Origin of the sequence: Paractinoplanes pyxinae, from assembly GCF_026626335.1 — a bacterium.
Lineage (GTDB): Bacteria > Actinomycetota > Actinomycetes > Mycobacteriales > Micromonosporaceae > Actinoplanes > Actinoplanes pyxinae.
In genome coordinates this window covers 23,412-44,624 of sequence record NZ_JAPNTZ010000019.1, presented here as the reverse complement: position 1 = coordinate 44,624, position 21,213 = coordinate 23,412, and the positions used below count along the sequence as shown (strand labels likewise).

The window sequence follows — 21,213 nt, the reverse complement described above, 5'->3', positions numbered from 1 at the left end:
GGCGATGATCGACCTTCGAGAGCACTCGAAGTCAAGCACCGGCAGGGTGCGGGGGTGGCTGCGCGGGTGGACGAGCGCTGGTGGTGCGCGGTGGTGGAGTTACGCCGGTGAGTGAGCGGCGCTGGGCGAGCGATGGTGCGTGCGCGGCGTTGGGCGAGCCATGGTGCGTGCGCGGTGATGGAGGAGCGGCGGTAATGCGCGACGGTGAGCGTGCGGTAGCGGACGCGCGGTGCTGAGTGCGCGGTGGTGGACGTGCGGTGGTGGGTGCGCGGCGGTAGGTGTGCGGGTGGCGGACATGCGCTGGTGAGCGCGCGGTGGTGTTAACCGCCCGGGTCTGGCATCGGTCGATCTTTGGAGGATCGAGCTAGGTCAAGCCCTTCGCCGTACCCCGCGGAACCTCGTGAGCGGGCGATGCGAATGGTCGCCGAGGCATGGCCGAGTTAGGAGTCGGAGTACGCCGCGATCGTCGCGGTGGTGGAGAAGGTGGGCGTCGGCGCCGCGGAGACGCTGCTCATCGAACTGATCAAACCGCGAGGCTCGTGGAAGATCTGCGACCAGGTCGAGACTCCCACCTTGGTATACGTCGACTGGTACAACCACCGCCGTCTACACAGCGGCGGCGCCAACCTGCCACCAGGCGCCTGCGAAACCCTGCTCCACCCCGGCCGGATCACAGATCGTCGAAGCGCCAACCCAACTCAACCAGCCAGCACCAACCCGACGCGGTTCAGGTGGGTGCGCGACGGCGGTGCGGGCGCGATCTGCGGGCGCGACGGTGCGGGCGCGCGCGGTGTCGGGCGCGGCGGTGCGGGCAGTGCGAGTGCGCGCGGTCTCGGGCGCGGCGGTGCGGGCGGTGCAGGCGCGGCGGTGCAGGTGCGGGCGGTGTCGGGCGCGGCGTGCCGGCGGTGTGGGCGCGGCGATGCGGGTGCGGGCGGTGAGGGCGCGGCGGTGATAGAAAGATTTGGATGAGCCCTGGCGCCTTTCACGATCCCTTCGCGTACGTTCGTCTGCCTCGGATGGCGGGGCTGTGGCTGTCGCCGGATGGGCGGCGGCTGGTCGTGGGCGTTTCGACTTCGGAGGGCGACAACGGGCGGCGTCGGACGGCGCTGTGGGAGGTTGATCCGGCGGGGGAACGGGCGGCCCGGCAGCTGACGCGCAGTGATGAGGGCGAGTCGGGGGCGGGGTTCACGCCGGACGGTGACCTGCTGTTCCTCTCGTCTCGGCCGGACCCCGAGGGTGGCGGCGAAGGCAAGGCGTTGTGGCTGCTGCCGGCGGCGGGCGGGGACGCCTACGTCGTTGCGAGTTTGCCCGGCGGGATGCACGGGGTTCAGGTCAGCGCGTCGGGAGCGCTTGTCGCCGGGTCGATGGTGCTCCCTTCAGGAAGGAGTGAACGGCGGCTACCCGCTGCGGATTCAGAGCCGGATGAGGTGTCGGCAGAGGTGCCTTCGGGTGAAACGGCTGAGGTCACGGCGATTCTGCACGAGGAGTTCCCGGTGCGGATGTGGGATCACGACCTCGGACCGAAGCGGCCGCGGCTGTTCGCCGGCGCGCTCGGCGAGCCTGAGTTGCGGTCGGTTGGTGAGGGTGGGCTGCGGGACGTGACGGGGCACGTTGGGCGGGCGCTGGATACCGAAGGGGACTGGGAGATCACCCCGGACGGGCGCGCGGTGGTCGCGACATGGCAGGTGGGGGTGGCGGGTGGGGCGCAGCGGTCGGCCCTTGCGGTGATCGACCTGGCCACGGGCGAGCGGCGGATGATTGCGGACGAGGAAGGCCATGACTTCACGTCGCCGCGGGTGTCGCCTGATGGGTCTCGGGTGGCTTTTCTCGTACGGCGGTGGGGATCGGTCGATGACCCGGGTGACATCTGGGTGGGGCTGGCGCCGCTGGGCGGTGGGCCGGTCGAGGCGGTGACCGCGGAGTGGGATCGGTGGCCGCACAGCCCGCAGTGGACGCCGGATGGGACGGCACTGGTTGTGGCGGCTGACGACCACGGGCGGTCGCCGCTGTGGCTGGTTGACGTTGCGGCGGGTGAGGTTAGTCGGCTCACGGGGGATGACGCCGCCTACACCGATCCGCGGGTGGCGCCGGATGGGCGGTGGGTCTACGCGTTGCGCAACACGATCGCGAGCGCGCCGCACCCGGTGCGGGTGGCAATTCCCACGGGCGAGATCGAACTCCTGCCCAGTCCGTGCGCGCCGACGTTCGTACCGGGAAAGCTTGAAGAAGTGACAGCGCAAGCCGCCGACGGAAGCCCGTTGCGCGCCTGGCTCGCGTTGCCCCTGTCAGAGACGCCGGCGCCGTTGATTTTGTGGGTTCATGGCGGTCCGATGATGTCGTGGAATGTCTGGAAATGGCAGTCGAACCCGTGGCTGGCCGTCGCGCACGGTTATGCGGTGCTGATGCCTGACCCGGCGCTGTCCACCGGCTACGGCCTCGACTTCATCAAGCGCGGCTGGGGAGCGTGGGGCGAGACGCCGTACACCGACCTGATGACGATCACCGACGCCGCCCTGGCCCGTCCCGATCTCGACGCCACGCGTACGGCGGTGGTGGGCGCCTCGTTCGGTGGTTACATGGCGAATTGGATCGCTGGTCACACAGAGCGCTTCGACGCGATTGTCAGTCACGCTTCGTTGTGGGCGCTCGATCAGATGATGACGACCACCGACCACCCCTTCTACTGGCTGCGCGAACTCACCCCGGACCGGCTGGAAGCGAACTCGCCGCACCGCTCCGCCGGCGCCATCACCACGCCCATGCTGGTCATTCACGGCGACAACGACTACCGGGTGCCGATCGGCGAGGGCCTGCGGCTGTGGCGCGATCTGATCACGCGGGTCGGCGACCGCCACAAGTTCCTCTACTACCCGGACGAAGGACACATAGTGTCCAAACCCGGCAACCTCGCCGTATGGCACGCGACGATGCTGGCCTTCCTGGACCACCACGTCCGCGGCGAGAAATGGCAGCGCCCGCCCCTGTTGGGCTAGCGCGGGGCGCCGAGGGCTTCGAGCGCCGCCGCGCCGACGGGGATGCGGAGCGGCGGGTTCGGGTCGACGAGAGTGTCGGCGACAACCGTGGCGACCTGCTCGGCGGTCACCGGCGCCTTGCGGGCCCGGGTCACCGCCTCGAGCAAAGGCCGGTACGGGTCGTTCTCCGTCAGATAGACCGCAGCCAAAGCCGCGCCGGCCGAGTCGCTGGATTCCACCCCGCCGGGCTGCAGGCTCGTGACCCGGACGCCGAACTGCGCCGTCTCCGCCGCGGCCGCCTCGACCAGCGCCTCGAGGGCCCATTTGGAACCGGAGTACGTGCTCATCAGCGGTGTGGTGATGCGGCCCAGCAGGCTCGAAATGTAGATCAGCCGGCCGAATCCGCGTTCGCGCATCGCCGGCAGGAACGCCTGCGTCACGCGCAGCGCGCCGAAGTAGTTCAGTTCGAACACGTCGCGCACCGCGTCGAGGGGCACCGTCTCGACCGGGCCGCGCACGGTGGTTCCGGCGTTGGAGACGAGGGCGTCGACCGGCCCGGCCGCCGCCACCGCCGCGTCGACCGAGGCCTGGTCGGTGACGTCGAGCTGCACCTTGGCGGCGACGTCGAGCCCGTCGAGGGTCTCGAGTTTGCGGGCGGTAGCGATCACCCGATGGCCGCGGGCGGTCAGTTCCTTCGCGATGGCCCGCCCGATGCCGCGCGACGTGCCGGTGATGAGGACGTTCAGCATGGCTGCACCCTTTCGGTAGAAGGTAAACGCTAGCGTGTATGTTTTGAAAAGTAAACGCTGGCGTATAGTTGGGGCCGTGGAAACGCTTCGACCGCAAGCCGTGCGCTCTCGCGAGCGGATCCTGGCCGCCGCCGAGTCGCTCTTCCGGGCGAACGGGATCGGCGCGACCGGCATGGACCTCGTGGCCGCGAGTGCTCCGGTGTCGAAACGGACTCTCTACAAGCACTTCCCGGACAAGGCGTCGCTGGTGGCGGCCTATCTGACCGAGCGGGAGGCCCGGCTGCTAGCCACCGGCGCGACGGCCGGCCCGCGTGAGCGGATCCTCGCCTTCTTCGAGGCGCCGGCCTTCACGGGAGCGGTGGCGCCGTGCCCGTTCATCGCGGCCTCGGTCGAGAACCCGGATCCGGCCAGCCCGCCGCATCACCAGGCACGGGAGAGCAAGCTGCGCGTCGCGTCCCTCTTCACGGAGCTGGCGGCCGAGCTCGGCGTGGCCGACGCGCCCCGGCTGGGTGAGATGCTGGCCCTGCTCCACGACGGCGCGCTGGCCCGCTCGCAGGTGCTGGACGACGTCGCACCGCTCGACCATGCGCGGACCATGGCGGCGATGCTCCTGGACTCGCCGGGTTGATCGACAGCGCGCGGGGGGTGTACCGCGCGCCGAAACGGCGGCTTTGCGCACTAGGGTGAAGTTCGTGGGGTCCGAGGACGTGCTGTCGGCCGGCGAGCGACTTCGCCGGCTCGAAGCCGTGAGCGACGCCGCCCTGTCCCGGCTCGACGTGTCCGACCTCCTCGACGAGCTGCTGGAACGCGTCCGGGACCTGCTGGACGCCGACACCGCGACGATCCTGCTGCTCGACCCCCATTCGCAGCAGCTGGTGGCCACCGCGGCCAAGGGGCTGGAGCAAGAGGTACGCCAGGGCCTGCGCATCCCGGTCGGGCACGGCTTCGCGGGCGGGGTGGCTCAGCAGCGCCGGCCGGTGGTTCTGAGCGAGGTCACCGAGGACTCCGTGGTCAGCCCGTCGCTGCTGGTCAAGGGCGTCCGGTCCCTGCTCGGCGTGCCGATCCTGGCCGCCGGTGAGGTGGTCGGCGTCCTGCACGTCGGCGCCTGCACACCCCGGCAGTTCACCCGCGACGACATCCGGCTGCTCGAGCTGGCGGCCGACCGTGCGAGCGTCGCGGGCCAGATCCGGTCGCGCAAACTGGATCAGGCGGCGGCCCTCGCCCTGCAGCGCAGCCTGCTGCCGCCCGTGCTGCCGCAGCTGCCCGGGCTCACGTTCGCGGCCCGTTACGTGCCGGGGCACGACTTCGGCATCGGCGGCGACTGGTACGACATCTTCACGCTGCCCTCCGGCTGGGTCGGCATGGTCATCGGCGACGTCTCCGGGCACGGCCTGGCCTCGGCGATCGTCATGGGCCGCGTCCGCAGCGCCCTGCGCGCGTACTCGCTGATCAGCGACGATCCGGCCGAGGTGCTGGCCCTGCTCGACCGCAAGGTCGAGCATTTCGAGGCGGGCAGTCTGACCACTGCCCTGTACGTGATGATCGCCCCGGATCGGACGGAGTTGCGGATCTCGTCGGCCGGCCACCTGCGCCCGGTGCTCGCCGTGGCCGGCGGCCCGGGCGAGCTGGTCGAGATGCCGATCGACGCCCCGCTGGGCATCGGCCGCCCGCGGGCGCGCCGGGACACGGTCATCGGCTTCCCCGCGGACGGCCTGCTCCTGTCGTACACGGACGGGCTGGTCGAACGGCGGGGCGAGGTCATCGACGTCGGCCTCAAACGGCTCACCGACACGGTGGTGGCCGGCGACCCCGAGGTGTGCGCCGCGACCGTCATGGCGACGTTCGGTCACGAGCAGAAGGCCGACGACATCGCGATCGTCGCCGTCCAGCGCACCGGAGGTTGCTCCGCCTGACGGCCAGGGCGCACAGTGAGGGTCGTGGACAGGCTGGTGGACGCCGAGCGGGAAGCGTTGATCCGGCTGGGCCGGCTCGCGGCCAGCGGATCCATCGACGTCCTGTTCGACGCGATGGCCGAGGAGCTGGCCCACATCACCGACGCCGAGACGGGTGAGACGTTCACCGTGGGCTCCGGTGTCTGCCGGTTCGAGGCGGACGGCGCCCTGACCCTGCTCGCCGGGTGGGGGCGCGTGGTCGACGACTCGCATCCGATCGGCATCAGCCTGCCGCTGCACGGCGACAGCGCCAACCGCCGGGTGTACGAGACCGGCCGACCGGCCCGCATGGACGGTCCGCGCGACGACGTCGGGCCGATCGCCGAACGCCTGAACAAGATCGACGCCCGATCCGTGGTGGCCGTGCCGATCTTCGTCGACGACCGGCTCTGGGGCTCGGCCACGGTCGTCTCCGAGCGGGCGCGGCCGCTGCCGGCGAACACCGAGACCCGTCTGGCCGGCTTCGCCGCGCTGGCCGCGACCGCCATCTCGAGCGCGCAACACCGCGAGCAGGTGCAGCGGCTGGCCGACGAGCAGTCCGCCCTGCGCCGGGTGGCCACGCTGGTCGCCGCCGGCGCCAAGCCCGAGGACGTCTGGGCGAGCGTCCTGGCCGAGCTGGGCGTGCTGTGCCGGGCCAGCCGCAGCGCCATGATCCGGTTCGACCCGCCCGACGTGGTCACGATCGTCGCCGGCTGGTCCGCCGACGGCGCGCCCGAGTCCATCTCGGCCCGCTGGCCGCTGTCGGAATCGGGGCTCTCGCTGCTCATTGACGGTCAGCGTCCGGTCGTACGCATCGACGACTGGTCCCGGATGGGCGGCGAACTGGCCGAAACGCTCCGGGCACGGTGGTCGGTCAACACGTCGGTGATGGCTCCGGTGCTGACCGGCGGCGGCATCTGGGGCGGTGTCGTCGTGCATTCCCCGACCGGCATCGTGCTGCCCCAGGACACCGAGCGGCGGGTCGTCGCCTTCGCCGAACTGGTCAGCACGGCCCTGGCCAACGCCGCCGCGGGGGCCGAGGTACGCCGCCTGGCCGACGAGCAGGCCACCGTGCGGCGCATCGCCACCCTGGTCGCCCAGCAGGCGCCGGTGCCCGACGTCTGCCAGGCGGTCACCGACGAGCTCATCGCGCTGCTGCCGGTCGAGGACGTCGTGATCTGCCGGTACGAGGGCGACGGCACCGCGGTCATCCTGGGCCGGCGGGGCATGCTGGCCGCGCTGCACCCGGTCGGCCTGCGCGGCCGGGTCGATCCGGACACCGCGGCCGGGCAGGTCTGCGAACAACGCCGTACGGTCCGGGTGGACAGTTACGTCGAGGCGGTCAGTGTCAGCGGGCAGGCCGTCCGCGAGGCGGGCGCCCGGTCCACCGTGGCCTGCCCGATCTTCGCCGGCGGCCGGTACTGGGGCTGGCTCAGCGTCACCTCGGCCCAGTCCGGCCGCGTGCCCGACCTGGTCGTACAGCCCGTCACCGACTGCATCGACTTGATCGCGACATCCATCCGGAATGTCGAGACCGAGGATAACCTGCGCGCCTCGCGCGAACGCATCGTGACCGCCACCGACGAGGCCCGCCGCCGCTTCGAACGCGACCTGCACGACGGCGCCCAGCAGCGTCTGGTCTCCCTGGCCCTGGAACTGCGCCTCGGCGCCCCGGACTTCGCGGCCGCCGCCGACGAGATCGACTCGATCCTGGACGATTTGCGCGACCTCTCCCGCGGGCTGCACCCGGCCGTGCTCGCTGAGGGTGACCTGCCCGCGGCCCTGCGCGCCCTCTCCGCCCGCAGCCCGGTGCCGGTCGAGCTGACCTTGCCGCCGCACTGGCCGGGCGTCGACGACAGCGTCCAGGTCGCCTGCTACTACGTGGCGGCCGAGGCCCTGACCAACGTGGCCAAACACGCCCGGGCCACCGCCGCCGACGTCACCCTGGCGGTGCACGAGACCTCCCTGACCTTGACGATCACCGACGACGGCGCCGGGGGAGCCGACCGTACGCGCGGGTCGGGCCTGGTCGGCATCATCGACCGGGTCGAGGCCTTCGGCGGCAGCCTCACCGTCGACAGCCCACCCGGTCAGGGGACGACGCTGGTCGCCACCCTGCCGACCGCCCGCGCGTCGGCCGGCCGGACTACGGGCGGGTGACGCCGCCGGGGCCACCATGCGCCTTGGCCGTCGTTCTGTGTGGCGGCAGCGCTGTCGCGGCCCGGCCGGATCGGTAGACATGTGCGCCGCCACCGTCATGGCGACGTTTGGTCACGAGCAAAAGGCCGACGACATCGCGATCGTCGCCGTCCAGCGCACCGGAGGTTGCTCCGCCTGAGCTCAGGGCATGTTCGATGAGCAAGGTATGCGGGTGCGCCGGGGTGGCTAGCTATTGGCGCCCCAGTCGTCAGTAGTACTCAATAGTCAGCTATAATCGGCGTTGTGAACTTGAAGGAATGGGCAGCGGCTACCGGGATCTCATACGCGACAGCACGTCGGCGTTACGAGTCCGGATCGCTGCCCATTCCTACCTACCGGATCGGCCGCTTAATCATGGTCGGCGAACCGGTCACTGGCGCGACGGCGGAATCCGGGCAGACCGTGGTCTACGCCCGGGTGTCGTCAGCCGATCAGAAAACGGACCTTGACCGGCAAGTGGCCCGGGTGACTGTGTGGGCCACCGGGCAGAAGCTCGGCGTGGACCGGGTGGTGACCGAGGTCGGATCGGCGCTCGACGGAAACCTGAAGAAGTTCCTCGCCCTGCTTCGCGACCCCGCTGTGACGACCATCGTGGTCGAGCACCGGGACCGGTTCGCCCGGTTCGGTGCCGAGTACGTCGAGGCCGCCCTGACCGCGCAGGGCCGGCGTCTACTCGTCGTCTACCCGACCGAGGTCGATGACGACCTGGTCCGCGATGTGACCGAGATCCTGACGTCGATGTGTGCCCGCCTGTACGGCCGCAGTGCTGCCGCGAACCGTGCCCGCCGCGCCGTCGAAGCCGCCACCGAGAGCGGCTCGGCGTGAAGACGATCCAGGCGTACCGGTTCGCCCTCGATCTCACCTGTGTCCAGGAACGCGTCGTGCTCGCGCATGCCGGAGCAGCCCGTGTCGCCCACAACTGGGCACTCGCGAAGGTCAAGGCCGTCATGGACCAGCGCACCGCCGAACGCTCCTACGGTGTGCCGGACGAGCAGTTGACGCCGCCGCTGCCCTGGTCCCTCGCCGGGCTGCGCAAGGCGTGGAACACCGCGAAACCCGACGTCGCGCCGTGGTGGAGCGATGTGTCCAAGGAGGCGTTCAACACCGGCCTGGACGCCCTGGCTCGCGGGTTGAAGAACTGGGCCGACTCCCGCAAAGGCACCCGGGCGGGGCGGCCGCTGGGTTTTCCACGGTTCAAGTCCCGCCGCCGCGCCACACCATCCGTGCGGTTCACGACCGGGGCGATCCGGGTAGAGCCCGACCGCATGCACGTGGTGCTGCCCCGGCTGGGCCGGTTGAAGTTGCACGAGTCGGCCCGCAAGCTCGGCCGCCGCCTGGACAACGGCACGGCGCGGATCATGTCCGTGACTGTGCGGCGTGCTGGCGGACGCTGGCACGTGTCGTTCACCGTCGAGGTCGAGCGAGCCGAGCGCACCCCGACCCGGCCGCAGTCGGTAGTCGGCGTGGACGTCGGAATCAAACACCTGGCCGTGTTGTCCACCGGCGAGCTGGTCGACAATCCCCGCCACCAGGTCGCCGCGCAGCAACGCCTGCGCGCGTTGGGCCGGGCGCTGTCTCGTAAGACCGGCCCCGACCGGCGTACCGGACGACGACCCTCGAAGCGGTGGGAACGAGCAGCGGCCCGCCTCGGCCGCGCGCACGCGCGGGTGGCGAACCTGCGCCGCGACAGCCTGCACAAGCTCACCACCCGCCTCGCCCGCGAGCAAGGCACGGTCGTGGTGGAAGACCTCAACGTCACCGGCATGCTCGCCAACCGGCGACTGGCTTGGCACATCGCCGACGCCGGGTTCGCCGAGATCCGCCGCCAACTGGCGTACAAGACCTCGTGGAACGGCGGACGGCTACTGATCGCCGACCGCTGGTATCCGTCCTCAAAAACCTGCTCGGGCTGCGGCACGGTGAGAGCCAAGCTGGCCCTGCACGAGCGTAAATACCAGTGTCAGGCGTGCGGTCTGGTCATCGACCGCGACCACAACGCCTCCCTGAACCTGGCCGCGCTCGCGGCCGAGTACGACACCGCCGGGAGTGGCCCGGTGGCAGCACGTGGAGCCGACCAGAAGACCCGCGTACGCGGGCAGGTGGCAGTGAAGCGTGAACCCGGCACGGCACCCGCCGGTCAGACCGGGACCGTCCCGCCGCAAGGCAGGACTACCAACCGTGTGCTCACCAAAGCGCACTGAGAGGTAACGGAGGAACCATGCCGGAGCTGCCGGAAGTCGAGTCGGCGCGGGCGGTGATCGAGCGGTCCGGGCTCGGCCGGAAGATCGTCGAGGTGGACGACACCGACACGTACGTGTGCCGTCCGCACCTTCCCGGGCAGATCAGGGACGCGCTGATGGGGCGGACGCTCGTCGCGGCCCATCGACGGGGTAAGAGCATGTGGTGCGACACCAGCGAGGACGGGCCCGAGCTGGGCATCCACCTCGGCATGTCCGGCAAGATCGTGATCGGCGACCCGGACGGTTCCGAGGTCGACGGGGGTGACTACTGGGAGGGGCGCCGCCTGCCCGGTGACTATCGGTGGACGCGGTTCGCCCTGACCTTCGCCGACGGGGGCCGGCTGATGCTGGTCGACCCCCGGCGCCTGGGTCGCGTACGCCTGGACCCGCCCGTCGAGGCCCTGGGGCCCGACGCCGCCACGATCACCCCGGCCGGGTTCCGGGCGGCGCTCGGCTTCGGCACCGCCCCGGTCAAGGCGCGCCTGCTCGATCAGGAGGCGGTGGCCGGCATCGGCAACCTGCTGGCCGATCAGATCCTGTGGTCGGCGCGCATCAACCCGGGCCGCCGCGTCGACAAACTGACCACCGATGACGTCAATCGGCTGCTGCGCGCCACCCGTACGGCCGTGCGCGAGGCCATCCGCGACGGCGGCGTCCACACGCTGAAGGTGATTCCGTTCCGCACGGCCGGCGGCCGCTGCCCCCGTGACGGCGCGCCCATGGTCAAAAGCACGGTCGGCGGCCGTACGAGCTGGTGGTGCAGCCGGGAGCAGGCCTTGAGCGGGTAGGGGCAGTCCGCCCCTACCCGCTCCTGCTCGATCACTCAGTTGGACGGCCGCGTGCTGCCCAGATAGGGCATGGCGGCCCCGGACTTGAGCAGACCCGAGAGGTCCACCGGCGTGGCCCCGGCCGGCGCGTCGATCGCAGCGCCGTCGGTGAACTCGAGCCGGGCGGCTACCCGGCCCTGGGCGCCCTCGACGAACTGCAGCACGTCGACCTCGGCCGCGGTGAACTTGCCGCCGTCCAGCCACAGGTCGATGACCACCGGCTGGTCCTTCTTCGGAGCGGCCGGGAACTCCGACGCCAGCGACGGCTCGACCGCCGTGGCCAGGCGCTTGGCCTCGGCGTAGCCCTTGGCCGTGGACGACGTCACGATCAGGTGCTTGTCGTCGGCGCTGTCGCGGACCACGTCGGCCCCCTCGAGCAGGTTGGTGGCGCTGGTGGTCAGCTCGGCCAGCATCTTCTGCTGCTCGGCGTCCGGCTTGGCCGTGGCGGCGGCCGCACCCGGCAGCTTCTTCGTGTCGACCGAGATCCACTGGCCGGCCGTGAGCGCGTCGAGGCCGGGCGCACCGCCGCTGAGCTCCTTGACGTCGGCCGGGGTGGCCCCGAACTTGGCCGCCAGCTCGTTTACGGGCGCCTTCAGGAACAGCGAGCCGTCGACGAACCGGATCTCGGTGCCGGTGACCCCGTCCACGGTGACCGCGAGGCTCGACTTGTCGTCCGCTTCGCCGTCGCCGCCCTTGTCGGTGGTCATGGTGATCGACGAGTTGAACAGCTGGGCCACGGTGGCGGCGTCGGCTTCCTTGCCGGCCGCGGCGACCAGGTCGGCCGGGTTGCCGGTGAGTTTGACGGTGACGCCGGTCTGCTTGGCGTCGGCCAGCTGCTGAGCGGCGTTGCGCAGCTCGATCTTGGGCTCGAGGGCCTGGATCTGCTGCGCGGCGCACCCGCCCAGCACGGTGAGAGTGGTGACACCGGCGATGACGCCGGCCGTGTAACGCTGAACGCGCATTGATCCCCGTTTCGTGTTAACTGCCCACTCAGCGTAGAACCGCGGATCAACACAATTCAGAGGTGAGCGGTGACCGTCAGCGGGCCGTGCCGACCTTGATCGAGATGAGCTTGACGTCCGGCGCGAGAGGAAATCGTCAGAGAATCTAGGGAATCTCGGATCCACAGCCCGGCCGGTCGCAGGAGAGCGCGACGTAGATTTCCTGCAGCGCGGCGTCGTCGGAGCCGGGCCCGGCGCACAAGTAGCCCTGACAGAGGCCTTCCTGCTGCCAGGAGGTGCGCGGGACATCGGCCGTGCGACTGATCCAGTTGCCCAGAGCGGAGGCCAGCGGCGAGAACTCGCAGGCCGGATCGCATGTCCCGGCTGCGTACACATGGTGCGGTCGTTCCAAGCGGTCGGCCATCGCCGCGCCCTTCGCGACCACTGCCCGGTCGCCGAGACAGGCGCCGGAGAGTGAGAGCACCATCGCGGTTTCGATGGTCTCATGAGCCGCAGGTGGCGAGCGAGCCGACGAGCACAGCGGCGGCAAGGACGCGACGGACGAGCACAGGTGACCTCTGGTGAGAGGGACGACAGCTGGGCCCCGGTCCAGGCGGATTGCCGCCTGGGCCGGGCGACGTCTTGCCCGTCAGGTCAGGGCGACGCTGCTGTACGTCGCCCCGCGGCTCGAGGCGGCGAGCTCACCCGGCGGCCGTCATCGGTACGACGCCGCGGCCGGGAGTAACTGACCGAACAGGCAGATAGAGCGCGGTCACCGTCCCCGGTGGCCGCGCTCGCTCGTTGTCCGGGACATGGGCGCCACTGACACCCGTCGCCGCGTACCTCTGTCCGCCGTCGTGCTGGCCATTGTGGGCGCGCTGGCCGTGCTGTTTGCCGTCATCGTCGCCCTGATCGCCGGCGGCATCGTCTCGTTCGGTGCTGGCGCCAGCAATAGCACCGCTATCGAACGGGACAAGGCGCTGCAAGCGGCCGACCACTACGGCGGGACCGCGTGCAGCTTCCTCGACGCGTTCCTGGCCGGTGGCATGGGGCGGTTTGAAGACGCCAAGCAGCGGGCCGACGAAGCCAAGACCGAAGCCATCCGCAACGCCCCGAACGCCGAGACGATGCGCCAGGCTTGCGTCGACGCGGGCGCTGACATGTCCGAGCCCGGAGAACGCCCGGTCGGGGACTAGCAACCCGCCGAGCGATTCACGCGCCGCCCGGGTAAACCTCGGCCGGGCCCTAACGCGGAAACAGAAGAGGCGGTCATAACTCACGGTGCGTTACCGCCGCCAAGAGCGCCAGCGCCCTCGACGTGGCATGAGAGTGCGTCGGACTGACGCCAGGGTCGAGGAAAGACCGCACCCTCCGACGCTCAGGGCGTCTGATGGGGCCATCGCCACACCTGCAAGGATCGTGGGATGTCCAGGGACCGTCTCATGCGTATCCACAGCACGGAGTACCAGGCCATGATCGAGCGGGTCGTGCGAACGACCGAGCTTACGTCCCGGCTGAATGTCCTGCCCTTCGACGACGAAGCCGGCAAAGCTGCGTTGTTTGAGCAAATCCTCGGCCGACCGCTGCCGGCCAAGGCCACGATTTATCCCCCGTTCTACACCGACCATGGCCTCCGGTTGGAGCTCGGTGAGCGCGTGTTCATCAACCAGAACTGCACGTTCCTCGACTATGCCGGCATCCGGCTAGGCGACCGGGTGATGGTCGGCCCCAAGGCCACGTTCATCACCGTCGGCCATCCAGTGGATCCGGAACACCGACGGGGATGGCTGACCGGCGCACCCATCGACGTGGCCGACAACGTGTGGATCGGCGCCGGCGCGATGATACTTCCGGGCGTCAGCATCGGCCGCGATGCCGTTGTAGCCGCCGGCTCGATCGTCGCCGATGACGTCCCGCCAGCGAGTCTGGTGACGGGCAGCAAGGCAACCGTGCGTCGAACCTGGTAACCGCGTTCTGAGCGCCCGGACCGCGGCAGATGAGTAAGTCATCTGGCGTCATTAGACGCCGATCCTGGATATGTGCTTTGTGAGATGAGAGGCTTACTCTGACGCCGTCACTGGGCGCAAATATTGCAGCTGTTGTCGCCGCCAAAGAGTGAACAAACCGAACTGACGCGAGTCGCATCTTACGCGCTGAAGGCAAGGTGCGGTCTCTGTCGAAAGGCGCGGCTCGATTCAGTCATCGCGCTTGCGTGAGTTGGCGCGGGAGCGCCGCCGAGCGTCGTTCCATTCGATGATCGTGGCCGGCCTCCATGCCCATGAGTCGGCATTCGTATTCTCTGGCGATGGCATTCGGCCCTCTCCGCGGTATCTGCTCACAGTGGCTGGGCGTACACTTAGAAAGGTCGCGACATCTGTCGTCGTCCACCATTCCGCACTAGGATCAGGATCGGATGCATTCGAGCCGTTGGATCTGCTGTCGTATCTAAACGCGCAGCGTCCTGTTGCATCGGCGTCGCCGTTCCGAGCGCTTGCGGGTGCGCTACGGGCAGGTGGGTGAGCAGTCCGTGGCAACGAGTCGAGCTTTTTCCATAGATGGCTAGAAGCAGCAATTGCTATGACAAGCGTCAACTCAAAGGCTAGAACGCGGTCCAATAGCGTAAAGCCGCGGATGTCACTTGGCACCAGCACCTGGCGAAGCGCCAACAAAGCCAACGCTGCCGACGCCAACTCCAAAGGGCTGGTATTGTCGCTCGCTGCCACCGAAGGGTTGAGTCGGCGGCTCAACAGGACTAACGCAATGAGCAGCGGCAATAGGGCCACGGAGAATATAAAGATGAGGTGTGGCACTGGACGCTCGAACGTCAAATTGATCTGCTCATGCAACCCATACGTCGATTCAGCGTCGCTCACGATCGATTCTTCGGATTCTTCAAAGCTAAAAGACCTGCGATCAATTTCCCAAGTCGACCCTATGTCTTCATTGGTAACCCAAAGCAGAAAGAGTCTCCGCTTCGGAAGATTTTCACTGATCGGCCCTTCTAGCTGCACCTCCGGTTCCAGCCAGAATCTATAGTAATCGAACGGATAGTTGGGGGGTACACCCAAGGATAGCTTGAATTCATCGCTCTGACTGTCGGTTGAATAGTATTCGTCATTAGTTTCGTCATATAACAGATCGAAGGTCTTCGTGTCTCCGATCCCGGATAGCGTGGCCGAGGACTCTTCAGTCGAGTCCAAGGGAGGCTGCTTGAAACCGCTTAGGATGAGCGAAATTTCCGCTGCAGCCGTCGGCGGCGAACCATCCGGCTTCATTGCCTCCAGTGACAGTCTTACCAATACGGTGGGGTTGGATGCGTCATAGGAGATGGGGCTTTGTGGGCCGTTGCGCTCGGACACGATCGACCAAATGGACGAACCGCCGACGATCGCTACCGACAAAGATGAGACAGTAAGGACGAATCCTGGACTGACCAACATCTTAAGAATTCTGTGTCCGGGCGACCTGTTCGTTGCAGTCTTCTGTCGGGGTCGGCCGATGCGTATCCCGAGCCGTTTGGTTGGCAACGGAGTCAGTTCTGATGACGCAGGGGCGACGCGGGTAACAGGCGCCTGCTGCTCACGACCTTCGCGACTGGACACTCATCGATGGTGCCGTGGTTGACCAGAAGGCAAAAGGATTATCGGAGATCGAACCGATAGGCATGCGCATATAAATATCACAAAACGGGCGCAATGGGCCGCGTCGATGTCCAGCCCGCCCTCAGGTGGGGCGAATAAGCTCTGCTCTTGCCGCACCGGGGGCCGGATGCTCATTCCGCTCGGCGGCATCGCCGACCTGTCGACGCACCCTTTTCGGCGCGACCGGACATCAGCCGCCCTGCCCGGGGATCTGGCACGTACGACCTTGGTTCACTCGAAGCCGCGGAAGATGCCGTCGCCAAACGCGTTGACGGCAAATTCTTCCAATCCATGTTCGAAATGGTCAGGTTGTTCTAAAGGGGCCACATTTCGGATGGGACGACTCGGAAAGTGGTGCCGTACTGCGGCCCCTTGCCCTGGTCCGTCAGGCCTTCAACGTAGTCGTAGAGGTTGACTACCAGGATCGGCTGGTCAGGGTGGGCCAGTGCCTTCGCGTCGACGAGGAAGGCTACGGCATTGTCTGAGTCTGAGGACACCATCTTCAGGAGCTGCGACGGCGTGATCCCTTCGTAGGCACGATCATCGATGAACTCAACGATCGTAGCGAAGCCTTCTTCCGTCTGTGGCTCAACGATCGCGGCTTGGGTCTCTGTCCATTCCTACGGGCGGGCGAAGTCGATCCGGATGACCAGAGAGACGTCGGAACGCTGCTGCCACATGCGCTTGTCCACGAACGCGAGGGTAAGGCCAACCCGGCAGCATCGAACGCGCTCTCATCGGCATGTCCGCGTGTCGGCGCCGTCCGCCGGCATGACGGATGATGCACGGAGGCGTCCGTCCGGTGAGGGCTATGGATAGGCCCGGTGGCAGACCACGGGTCACGCGAGGCGTGCTGTCCGGGCGTCTCGGGCCGCCATGCCTCAAGGATCAGGTTAATCGGGATGCGCTCGGCGCCGCGGGAAGGATCATCGCTGCCGTGACGCTTCCCTTTGAGGAACTGCCGTCTGTGATCCAGGACTGAGCGTCTGCGTGGGCGGCACTCGGCCTGCGTCAGCGTGAGCGGCCGGTGCACCCGAACTACGGAAAGGCCGTCCCGGGCGTTGAGTTCGAGTCCGCTGCGTGGCTGGTGGAGATCACGACCTTCGTCTATTGGTGGCCGGGGACGGCACACCGGTAATTCACCAGCGGCCCGGACGGTGGGCGCGGGGACCACCGACCGGAGGCGGGCTACGGTGGATCAACAATCCGACGATGGGACTGCAAATTGATCAGTGTCCAGGAGTTCGCGCGGCGGCTGAATGCTCTCGCAGCTGATGTTTTCACCAGCGACGATATCTGGGACCTGGCGACCGCGGCCGGCGTTCGCCTCAGCGCCGGCCGCGAGATCGACGCCAGTACAGCGCAACGCCTGCTCGACCAGATTACGCCCGCCCTGCCGGTCACTGGGACCCAGTTCACGGCGTCGCACTGGCCGCCACTAACGTCGTCGCGTCCCGCAGCGCCTACGGTGTCGTTTTCCAGCCCTGGTGCCGTTGACGGACCGGCTGATCAACCGACCCGACCCCGCAGTTCCCGGCCTGCGCGTAACGGTCGACGACCCGGCTCCCGACGTACCGGTCGGTGAACGTGCACTTCGGCAGGTCGCACGGCTGGCAGGACGAAACGACAGCGGTGACGAGCGGCCGACACCGCAGACGCGCCGATTGACGCGTCCAGATCAGGATGCACTCGTCCGCGCCGGACTCCCGGCCTCGTGCTCTTGATCGCGTCGGCGGGCACCCGACCGCGCCTTGTCGGCGGCAAATCCGCGCACTGATCCTAATCGTGGGATCTGAAGGTGCCCTCGCCTGCTTGCGAATGAAGCTAAGGACCTGCGCCGGTTCGGCGATGCCCGCGGTGCCCGGACGGGGCGGGTCCCATACGCGCGACACCTGCGTAGCCAATAATCGGCCGCGAGCCTCACGACCCGGCGCGCGAAGCATGACTCGAACAGCACCCGGGGACAAGGCCCGGGTGTGTCGACGGGCGGGGCGTGAACACCCCCTCTAGAGAAATGAGCGTGCGCTCCATAGGCTGGAGCCGCTGACGCACATGGAGGGAGGTCGAGTCATCTCTCGACATGCGGGGAGAAGGGGTACTGAAACTATCGCCGATCAGAAGAAGCTCCGGCAAGCGCTGATTAACTACGCATCAGCGACAGCGGTATTGACAACCATTCTGGTCGGCGTGGGACTTGTCTTGGCGGACGACAAGCTGAGTACTGGAACGATATTGTCGTCCATCGGCCTGAATCTGATAGCGAGCGTAATATTCGCGACTGTTTTCACGGTTCTTCTGGAAAGAGTGCAGCAGCGCTCCATCGACGACAACATTCGCGAGTCCATGAACGAGGCCACTGCTGCATTAGTTCAACAAGTGTCGGCGCTGGGGCCGATGTTCATTCCTGCGGCCACCTACTCGAACCCGAATGCCGCACACCGATTCCAGAGTGACTTCAACCTAGACCTGACCACGAGCATGACGAGGACCATGTCGTACGGTTTTCGGGGACCAAGCGCCTGGTACCTTGCCACCCGGCTACAGACGGTGGCTCATAAGCCCCAGCAAGTCAAAGTCATTATCTTGGATCCGTCCAACCCTCGAGCCGTGGCGAAGCGAGCGGTCGACCAGTCCACGCAGCCCCATATGAGTGGACTGAGTCCCGCCGCGATGCAGGACCTTGTGCGCACACATTTGGCGATGGCGATCACAGCACTGTTCGACTGCCGACACATTTGTCCGATCGAGATGGTATACGACGATTATTCGTCGGTGTATCGCTACGAATTTACCGATGACGCGCTTTTTCTGACATGGCTGCACAACCCAGCCTCCGGTGCGGCCGAGTTCCCGCCCGCGTTCCGCTTCTCAGCCGATTCTTTCCTGTATCAGACTCTCCGACTGGAATTCCTGCGCAAATTCGAAATCTCGCAGCAAAGTGTCGTCTTCCAAGCTGAACGAACGGATCAGTTCCTGATCGAACATTTGTCAAACGTCCTGGGAAATCGCGTGACGCAGGAGGACCTTACGCGCTGGCGGCATGATTACGCCGTCGAGCTCGACCCGTTCAAAGAGCACCTCAGATCTTTGAACGGCTCCTAGTCCCTGTCAATCGCATGCCAAAACAGCCTCTTCTGACGACGCCAGCCGCTGGCTCTAGTACCTCATCCTGGACCGCGACGGCAGGTACCCGGCCAAGCTCGGCGAGGTGCTAGTGGAGGAGCGGGGCATCACCATGCTCAAGGCATGCGCTCATCGGCAGATCCGTGCGCTCGTTCGCCGCCGGTTTTGAGTCGTCTTCGTTGAGGGCGACCGGGCCTATGGAGCCCCCACCGCCGCGACCGGCCCAGTCTGCTGCTTGCGGTTCCTCGAGTTCCGTTCTCCGGATTGGCCATCGCCGCCGGTGCGGGTGTCCAGTTCACGGACGTGCCGAGTGTTGACTGCGTCGGCGAATCTGGTCGTGCCGGAGGCGGTCAGCGGCCCTCCAAGGCCGACTGGCGAAGCCGGCTGCGCAATCGAAGGGCTGCGTCCGGGTTGATGTCGTCGAGGATCGCCAATGCCTGGTGTCGGGCGGCACGAGCGTGGACCAGATCGCCCGCTGATTCGCAGGCGTCGCCGAGGTGTTCGAGGATTGTCGACTCGAGATGCCGGTCGCCGACCGCGGGCATGAGTTCGAGCGCGGTCCGGTAGGCGTCGACCGCCTGCTCGGCGTCACCTTTGCGGTGCAAGGCAAGTGCGTACGTGTCCAGGGTCGAGGCCTCTCCGTGGACGTTGCCGGTGAGGCCGTGCAGGACCAGCGCCCGGCGGCAGTGGTCGAGTGCCAGTCCCAGCTCTCCGAGGTGCAGCCGTGCCCACCCGGTGGAGTTGAGCGCGGCTGCCTCGCCGGCCGGATCGCCCGCACGGCGATAGGCGTCGAGGGATTCATCGAAGTGATGGGCCGACTCGCCATGACGATTCTCGGCGTCGTAAAGGATGCCCAGGTCGAAGTGGAAGGCGGCGACGGCGGCAACTTCGCCGGCGTCGCCGGCGAGCTGGATGGCCGTCTCGAGGCGCCGGCGTGCTGCCTCCCGGTCGCCGTTGCGGCTGAGGGCCAGCGCGGACAGCCGCTCGGCGTCGAGACGCCGGCGACTGTCGCCGAACTGGGCGGCTCGGCCGGCGTGCTGCGCGAGCGCAGGTAGCGTACGCCAGCGTCCCTGCCGATCGCTGAAGATGAACAGCGACGAGGCCAGGCGCCACAGGATGTCCGGCTCGTCCCGGTGGGCGGCGTCGCGGACGATGTCGTGCAGCACATTCTGTTCGGCGGACAGAACGGCGACGGCGTCGCGGGCATCACCGAGCACCGGTAGCACAGCACCGTCGAGGTGATCTCGGCCGGCCAGCGGGTGATGCGGGCACATCAGCGCGACGGCCGCCGCGGCGACCGCGGCGTAGTACTGATGCAGCCGCCGTCGCACCGCGTTGCGGGTGGCCGGGCCGACGCTGTCGCCGGCCACGTCACCGGCGTAGGCGTGGATGACGTCGTGCATGACGAAGCGCGCCGGTCGGCGCTCGATCAACAGGTTGGCGTCGGCGAGCTCGTCGAGGGCCGCCCGCGCGGTGCGGATTCCGCACCGGTCGACCGACGCCATGACCTCGGCCGTGATCTCGGGATGCGGGTGCAGGCCGAGGATCCGGAACATCCGGGCTGCCGGTTCGCTGAGCGCCGCGTACGACCAGGACATCGCCGCCTGGACATCGGCGGTGACGTTCACCGCGGCACTGTCCTTGAGGTCGGCCACCACCTCGGCCAACGCGATGTCGGGATAGGTGGCGGCTCGCGCGGCGACCACACTGAGAGCCAGCGGCATGCCGGCGCACAGCCGGACGATCTCGGCGGCGGCCTGTGGATCGGTGGCCAGGCGGGCGGCGCCGAGCCGGGCCGTCAGCAGCGCTCGGGCCTCGGCCGGTGTGCACGGGCCTATCGGCACGGGTGCCGCACCGTCACCGGCGACCAATTCGGTGAGGTGGTGACGGCTCGTCACCACGGCCATCGAGCCGCCCGTGGTGGGCAGCAGCGGACGCACCTGGCCGGCCTCGGCCGCGTTGTCCAGCAGGATCAGCACCCGTCGACCAGCCAGCATTGTCCGGTACAGGTTGTAGCAGTCGGTCGTGTTACGGGGGATGCGTTCGACCGACGTTCCGAGCGCTTCGAGGAAGCCCCGCACCAGCTCGTCCGGTTCGGCTCGGGCCGCGGCCGCGTTGAACCCCTGCAGGTCGGCGAAGAGCTGGCCGTCGGGGAATCGTGGCCGTGCCTGGTGCGCCCAGTGCACGGCCAGAGCCGTCTTGCCGATGCCCGGACCGCCGGTGACCACCGCGACGGCGGGCCTGTGCTGCGCCGCGGTAACGATCTCGTCGAGGGTGTGCAGGACGGGCTCGCGTCCGACGAATCCACCATGCCCGAGTGGTAGCTGGGCCGGCGCCGGGATGCCGTCGGGCCCGGCGACCGCGTTCGGTGCGGTGAGCCGCGCGAATGCCGTGTTGATGGCGTGGCGGGTGTGCGGGCGCGGTCGGGTCCGGCCGGCTTCGAGGTAACGGATTGTCCGTACCGACAGCCCAGCGGCGTCGGCCAGGGCTTCCTGGGTGATGAACAGGGTGTCCCGGGTGCGTCGAAGCCATGATGGGAAATCTTCATCGAGGCCGTCCATGTCCGTCGATGTCACCTCGCCAAACTAAC

The 21,213-nt window shown here is 68.0% G+C and carries 16 protein-coding genes and 1 pseudogene; 11 read left to right on the top strand and 6 right to left on the bottom strand.

The window, feature by feature from the left end; translation table 11 throughout:
- Nucleotides 1-474: 474 nt before the first annotated feature.
- Both OWR29_RS40035 and OWR29_RS40030 read left to right on the top strand, forming a co-directional pair.
- A complete protein-coding gene (locus OWR29_RS40035) occupies nucleotides 475-969 on the top strand; it encodes a hypothetical protein (protein WP_267568965.1) in 495 nt (164 codons plus the stop codon).
- Nucleotides 966-2,993, top strand: coding sequence for a S9 family peptidase (locus tag OWR29_RS40030; protein WP_267568787.1), 2,028 nt, complete (start codon nucleotides 966-968; stop codon nucleotides 2,991-2,993). The genes OWR29_RS40035 and OWR29_RS40030 overlap by 4 nt, the downstream gene beginning before the upstream one ends.
- On the opposite strand, the gene OWR29_RS40025 is transcribed toward OWR29_RS40030, so the two are convergent.
- The gene (locus tag OWR29_RS40025; protein WP_267568786.1) at nucleotides 2,990-3,721 is read right to left on the bottom strand and encodes an SDR family NAD(P)-dependent oxidoreductase; all 732 of its coding nucleotides are present in this window, start codon (nucleotides 3,719-3,721) and stop codon (nucleotides 2,990-2,992) included. The two genes, OWR29_RS40030 and OWR29_RS40025, sit on opposite strands and share 4 nt — an antisense overlap.
- Before the next feature lie 76 nt (nucleotides 3,722-3,797).
- Here OWR29_RS40025 and OWR29_RS40020 point away from each other — a divergent pair, with 76 nt between their 5' ends.
- From OWR29_RS40020 to OWR29_RS39995, 6 genes are all read left to right on the top strand, one after another.
- Nucleotides 3,798-4,349: a TetR/AcrR family transcriptional regulator gene (locus tag OWR29_RS40020; protein WP_267568785.1), complete on the top strand. Its 552-nt coding sequence runs from the start codon at nucleotides 3,798-3,800 to the stop codon at nucleotides 4,347-4,349.
- A gap of 64 nt (nucleotides 4,350-4,413) precedes the next feature.
- Complete coding sequence (locus OWR29_RS40015; protein ID WP_267568784.1) at nucleotides 4,414-5,634, top strand: PP2C family protein-serine/threonine phosphatase; 1,221 nt, start codon at nucleotides 4,414-4,416, stop codon at nucleotides 5,632-5,634.
- A 24-nt stretch (nucleotides 5,635-5,658) separates the two neighbouring features.
- Complete coding sequence (locus OWR29_RS40010; RefSeq protein WP_267568783.1) at nucleotides 5,659-7,812, top strand: sensor histidine kinase; 2,154 nt, start codon at nucleotides 5,659-5,661, stop codon at nucleotides 7,810-7,812.
- 282 nt (nucleotides 7,813-8,094) lie between these two features.
- On the top strand, nucleotides 8,095-8,676 hold the full coding sequence (locus tag OWR29_RS40005; RefSeq protein ID WP_267568782.1) for an IS607 family transposase: 582 nt from the start codon (nucleotides 8,095-8,097) through the stop codon (nucleotides 8,674-8,676).
- Nucleotides 8,673-10,052 (top strand): IS607 family element RNA-guided endonuclease TnpB, encoded by a 1,380-nt coding sequence (gene tnpB / locus OWR29_RS40000; protein ID WP_267568781.1) that lies wholly within the window; start codon nucleotides 8,673-8,675, stop codon nucleotides 10,050-10,052. Before OWR29_RS40005 ends, tnpB begins: the two co-directional genes overlap by 4 nt.
- 17 nt (nucleotides 10,053-10,069) lie before the next feature.
- Nucleotides 10,070-10,879 carry an Fpg/Nei family DNA glycosylase gene (locus tag OWR29_RS39995; protein ID WP_267568779.1) on the top strand — a complete coding sequence of 270 codons (810 nt, stop codon included), beginning with the start codon at nucleotides 10,070-10,072 and terminating at the stop codon, nucleotides 10,877-10,879.
- Nucleotides 10,880-10,914: 35 nt separating this feature from the next.
- Here the strand turns inward: OWR29_RS39995 and OWR29_RS39990 are convergent, their stop codons facing one another.
- Both OWR29_RS39990 and OWR29_RS39985 read right to left on the bottom strand, forming a co-directional pair.
- A complete protein-coding gene (locus OWR29_RS39990) occupies nucleotides 10,915-11,880 on the bottom strand; it encodes a hypothetical protein (RefSeq protein WP_267568778.1) in 966 nt (321 codons plus the stop codon).
- 145 nt (nucleotides 11,881-12,025) lie between these two features.
- On the bottom strand, nucleotides 12,026-12,346 hold the full coding sequence (locus tag OWR29_RS39985; protein WP_267568777.1) for a hypothetical protein: 321 nt from the start codon (nucleotides 12,344-12,346) through the stop codon (nucleotides 12,026-12,028).
- 325 nt (nucleotides 12,347-12,671) lie between these two features.
- On the opposite strand from OWR29_RS39985, the gene OWR29_RS39980 reads away from it, so the two are divergent.
- Nucleotides 12,672-13,055 carry a hypothetical protein gene (locus OWR29_RS39980; protein WP_267568776.1) on the top strand — a complete coding sequence of 128 codons (384 nt, stop codon included), beginning with the start codon at nucleotides 12,672-12,674 and terminating at the stop codon, nucleotides 13,053-13,055.
- Nucleotides 13,056-13,301: 246 nt separating this feature from the next.
- Nucleotides 13,302-13,826 (top strand): sugar O-acetyltransferase, encoded by a 525-nt coding sequence (locus OWR29_RS39975; RefSeq protein ID WP_267568775.1) that lies wholly within the window; start codon nucleotides 13,302-13,304, stop codon nucleotides 13,824-13,826.
- Between the two features lie 228 nt (nucleotides 13,827-14,054).
- Here the strand turns inward: OWR29_RS39975 and OWR29_RS39970 are convergent, their stop codons facing one another.
- Both OWR29_RS39970 and OWR29_RS48360 read right to left on the bottom strand, forming a co-directional pair.
- Nucleotides 14,055-15,260: a helix-turn-helix transcriptional regulator gene (locus OWR29_RS39970; RefSeq protein ID WP_267568773.1), complete on the bottom strand. Its 1,206-nt coding sequence runs from the start codon at nucleotides 15,258-15,260 to the stop codon at nucleotides 14,055-14,057.
- 554 nt (nucleotides 15,261-15,814) lie between these two features.
- Nucleotides 15,815-16,108: pseudogene (locus OWR29_RS48360) on the bottom strand (DUF6924 domain-containing protein); the annotation flags it as partial.
- A gap of 1,558 nt (nucleotides 16,109-17,666) precedes the next feature.
- Between OWR29_RS48360 and OWR29_RS39965 the strand changes: the two are divergent.
- Entirely contained in the window at nucleotides 17,667-18,602 is a 936-nt protein-coding gene (locus OWR29_RS39965) for a hypothetical protein (RefSeq protein WP_267568772.1), read from the top strand.
- Nucleotides 18,603-18,973: 371 nt separating this feature from the next.
- On the opposite strand, the gene OWR29_RS39960 is transcribed toward OWR29_RS39965, so the two are convergent.
- Complete coding sequence (locus OWR29_RS39960; RefSeq protein ID WP_267568771.1) at nucleotides 18,974-21,199, bottom strand: ATP-binding protein; 2,226 nt, start codon at nucleotides 21,197-21,199, stop codon at nucleotides 18,974-18,976.
- Between the last annotated feature and the right edge of the window lie 14 nt (nucleotides 21,200-21,213).

Coding starts and splice junctions, on each gene's coding strand:
- OWR29_RS40030 (WP_267568787.1), top strand. CDS start 966: ATGAGCCCTGGCGCCTTTCACGATCCCTTCGCGTACGTTCGTCTGCCT.
- OWR29_RS40025 (WP_267568786.1), bottom strand. CDS start 3,721: ATGCTGAACGTCCTCATCACCGGCACGTCGCGCGGCATCGGGCGGGCC.
- OWR29_RS39995 (WP_267568779.1), top strand. CDS start 10,070: ATGCCGGAGCTGCCGGAAGTCGAGTCGGCGCGGGCGGTGATCGAGCGG.
- OWR29_RS39990 (WP_267568778.1), bottom strand. CDS start 11,880: ATGCGCGTTCAGCGTTACACGGCCGGCGTCATCGCCGGTGTCACCACT.
- OWR29_RS39985 (WP_267568777.1), bottom strand. CDS start 12,346: ATGGTGCTCTCACTCTCCGGCGCCTGTCTCGGCGACCGGGCAGTGGTC.
- OWR29_RS39980 (WP_267568776.1), top strand. CDS start 12,672: ATGGGCGCCACTGACACCCGTCGCCGCGTACCTCTGTCCGCCGTCGTG.
- OWR29_RS39975 (WP_267568775.1), top strand. CDS start 13,302: ATGCGTATCCACAGCACGGAGTACCAGGCCATGATCGAGCGGGTCGTG.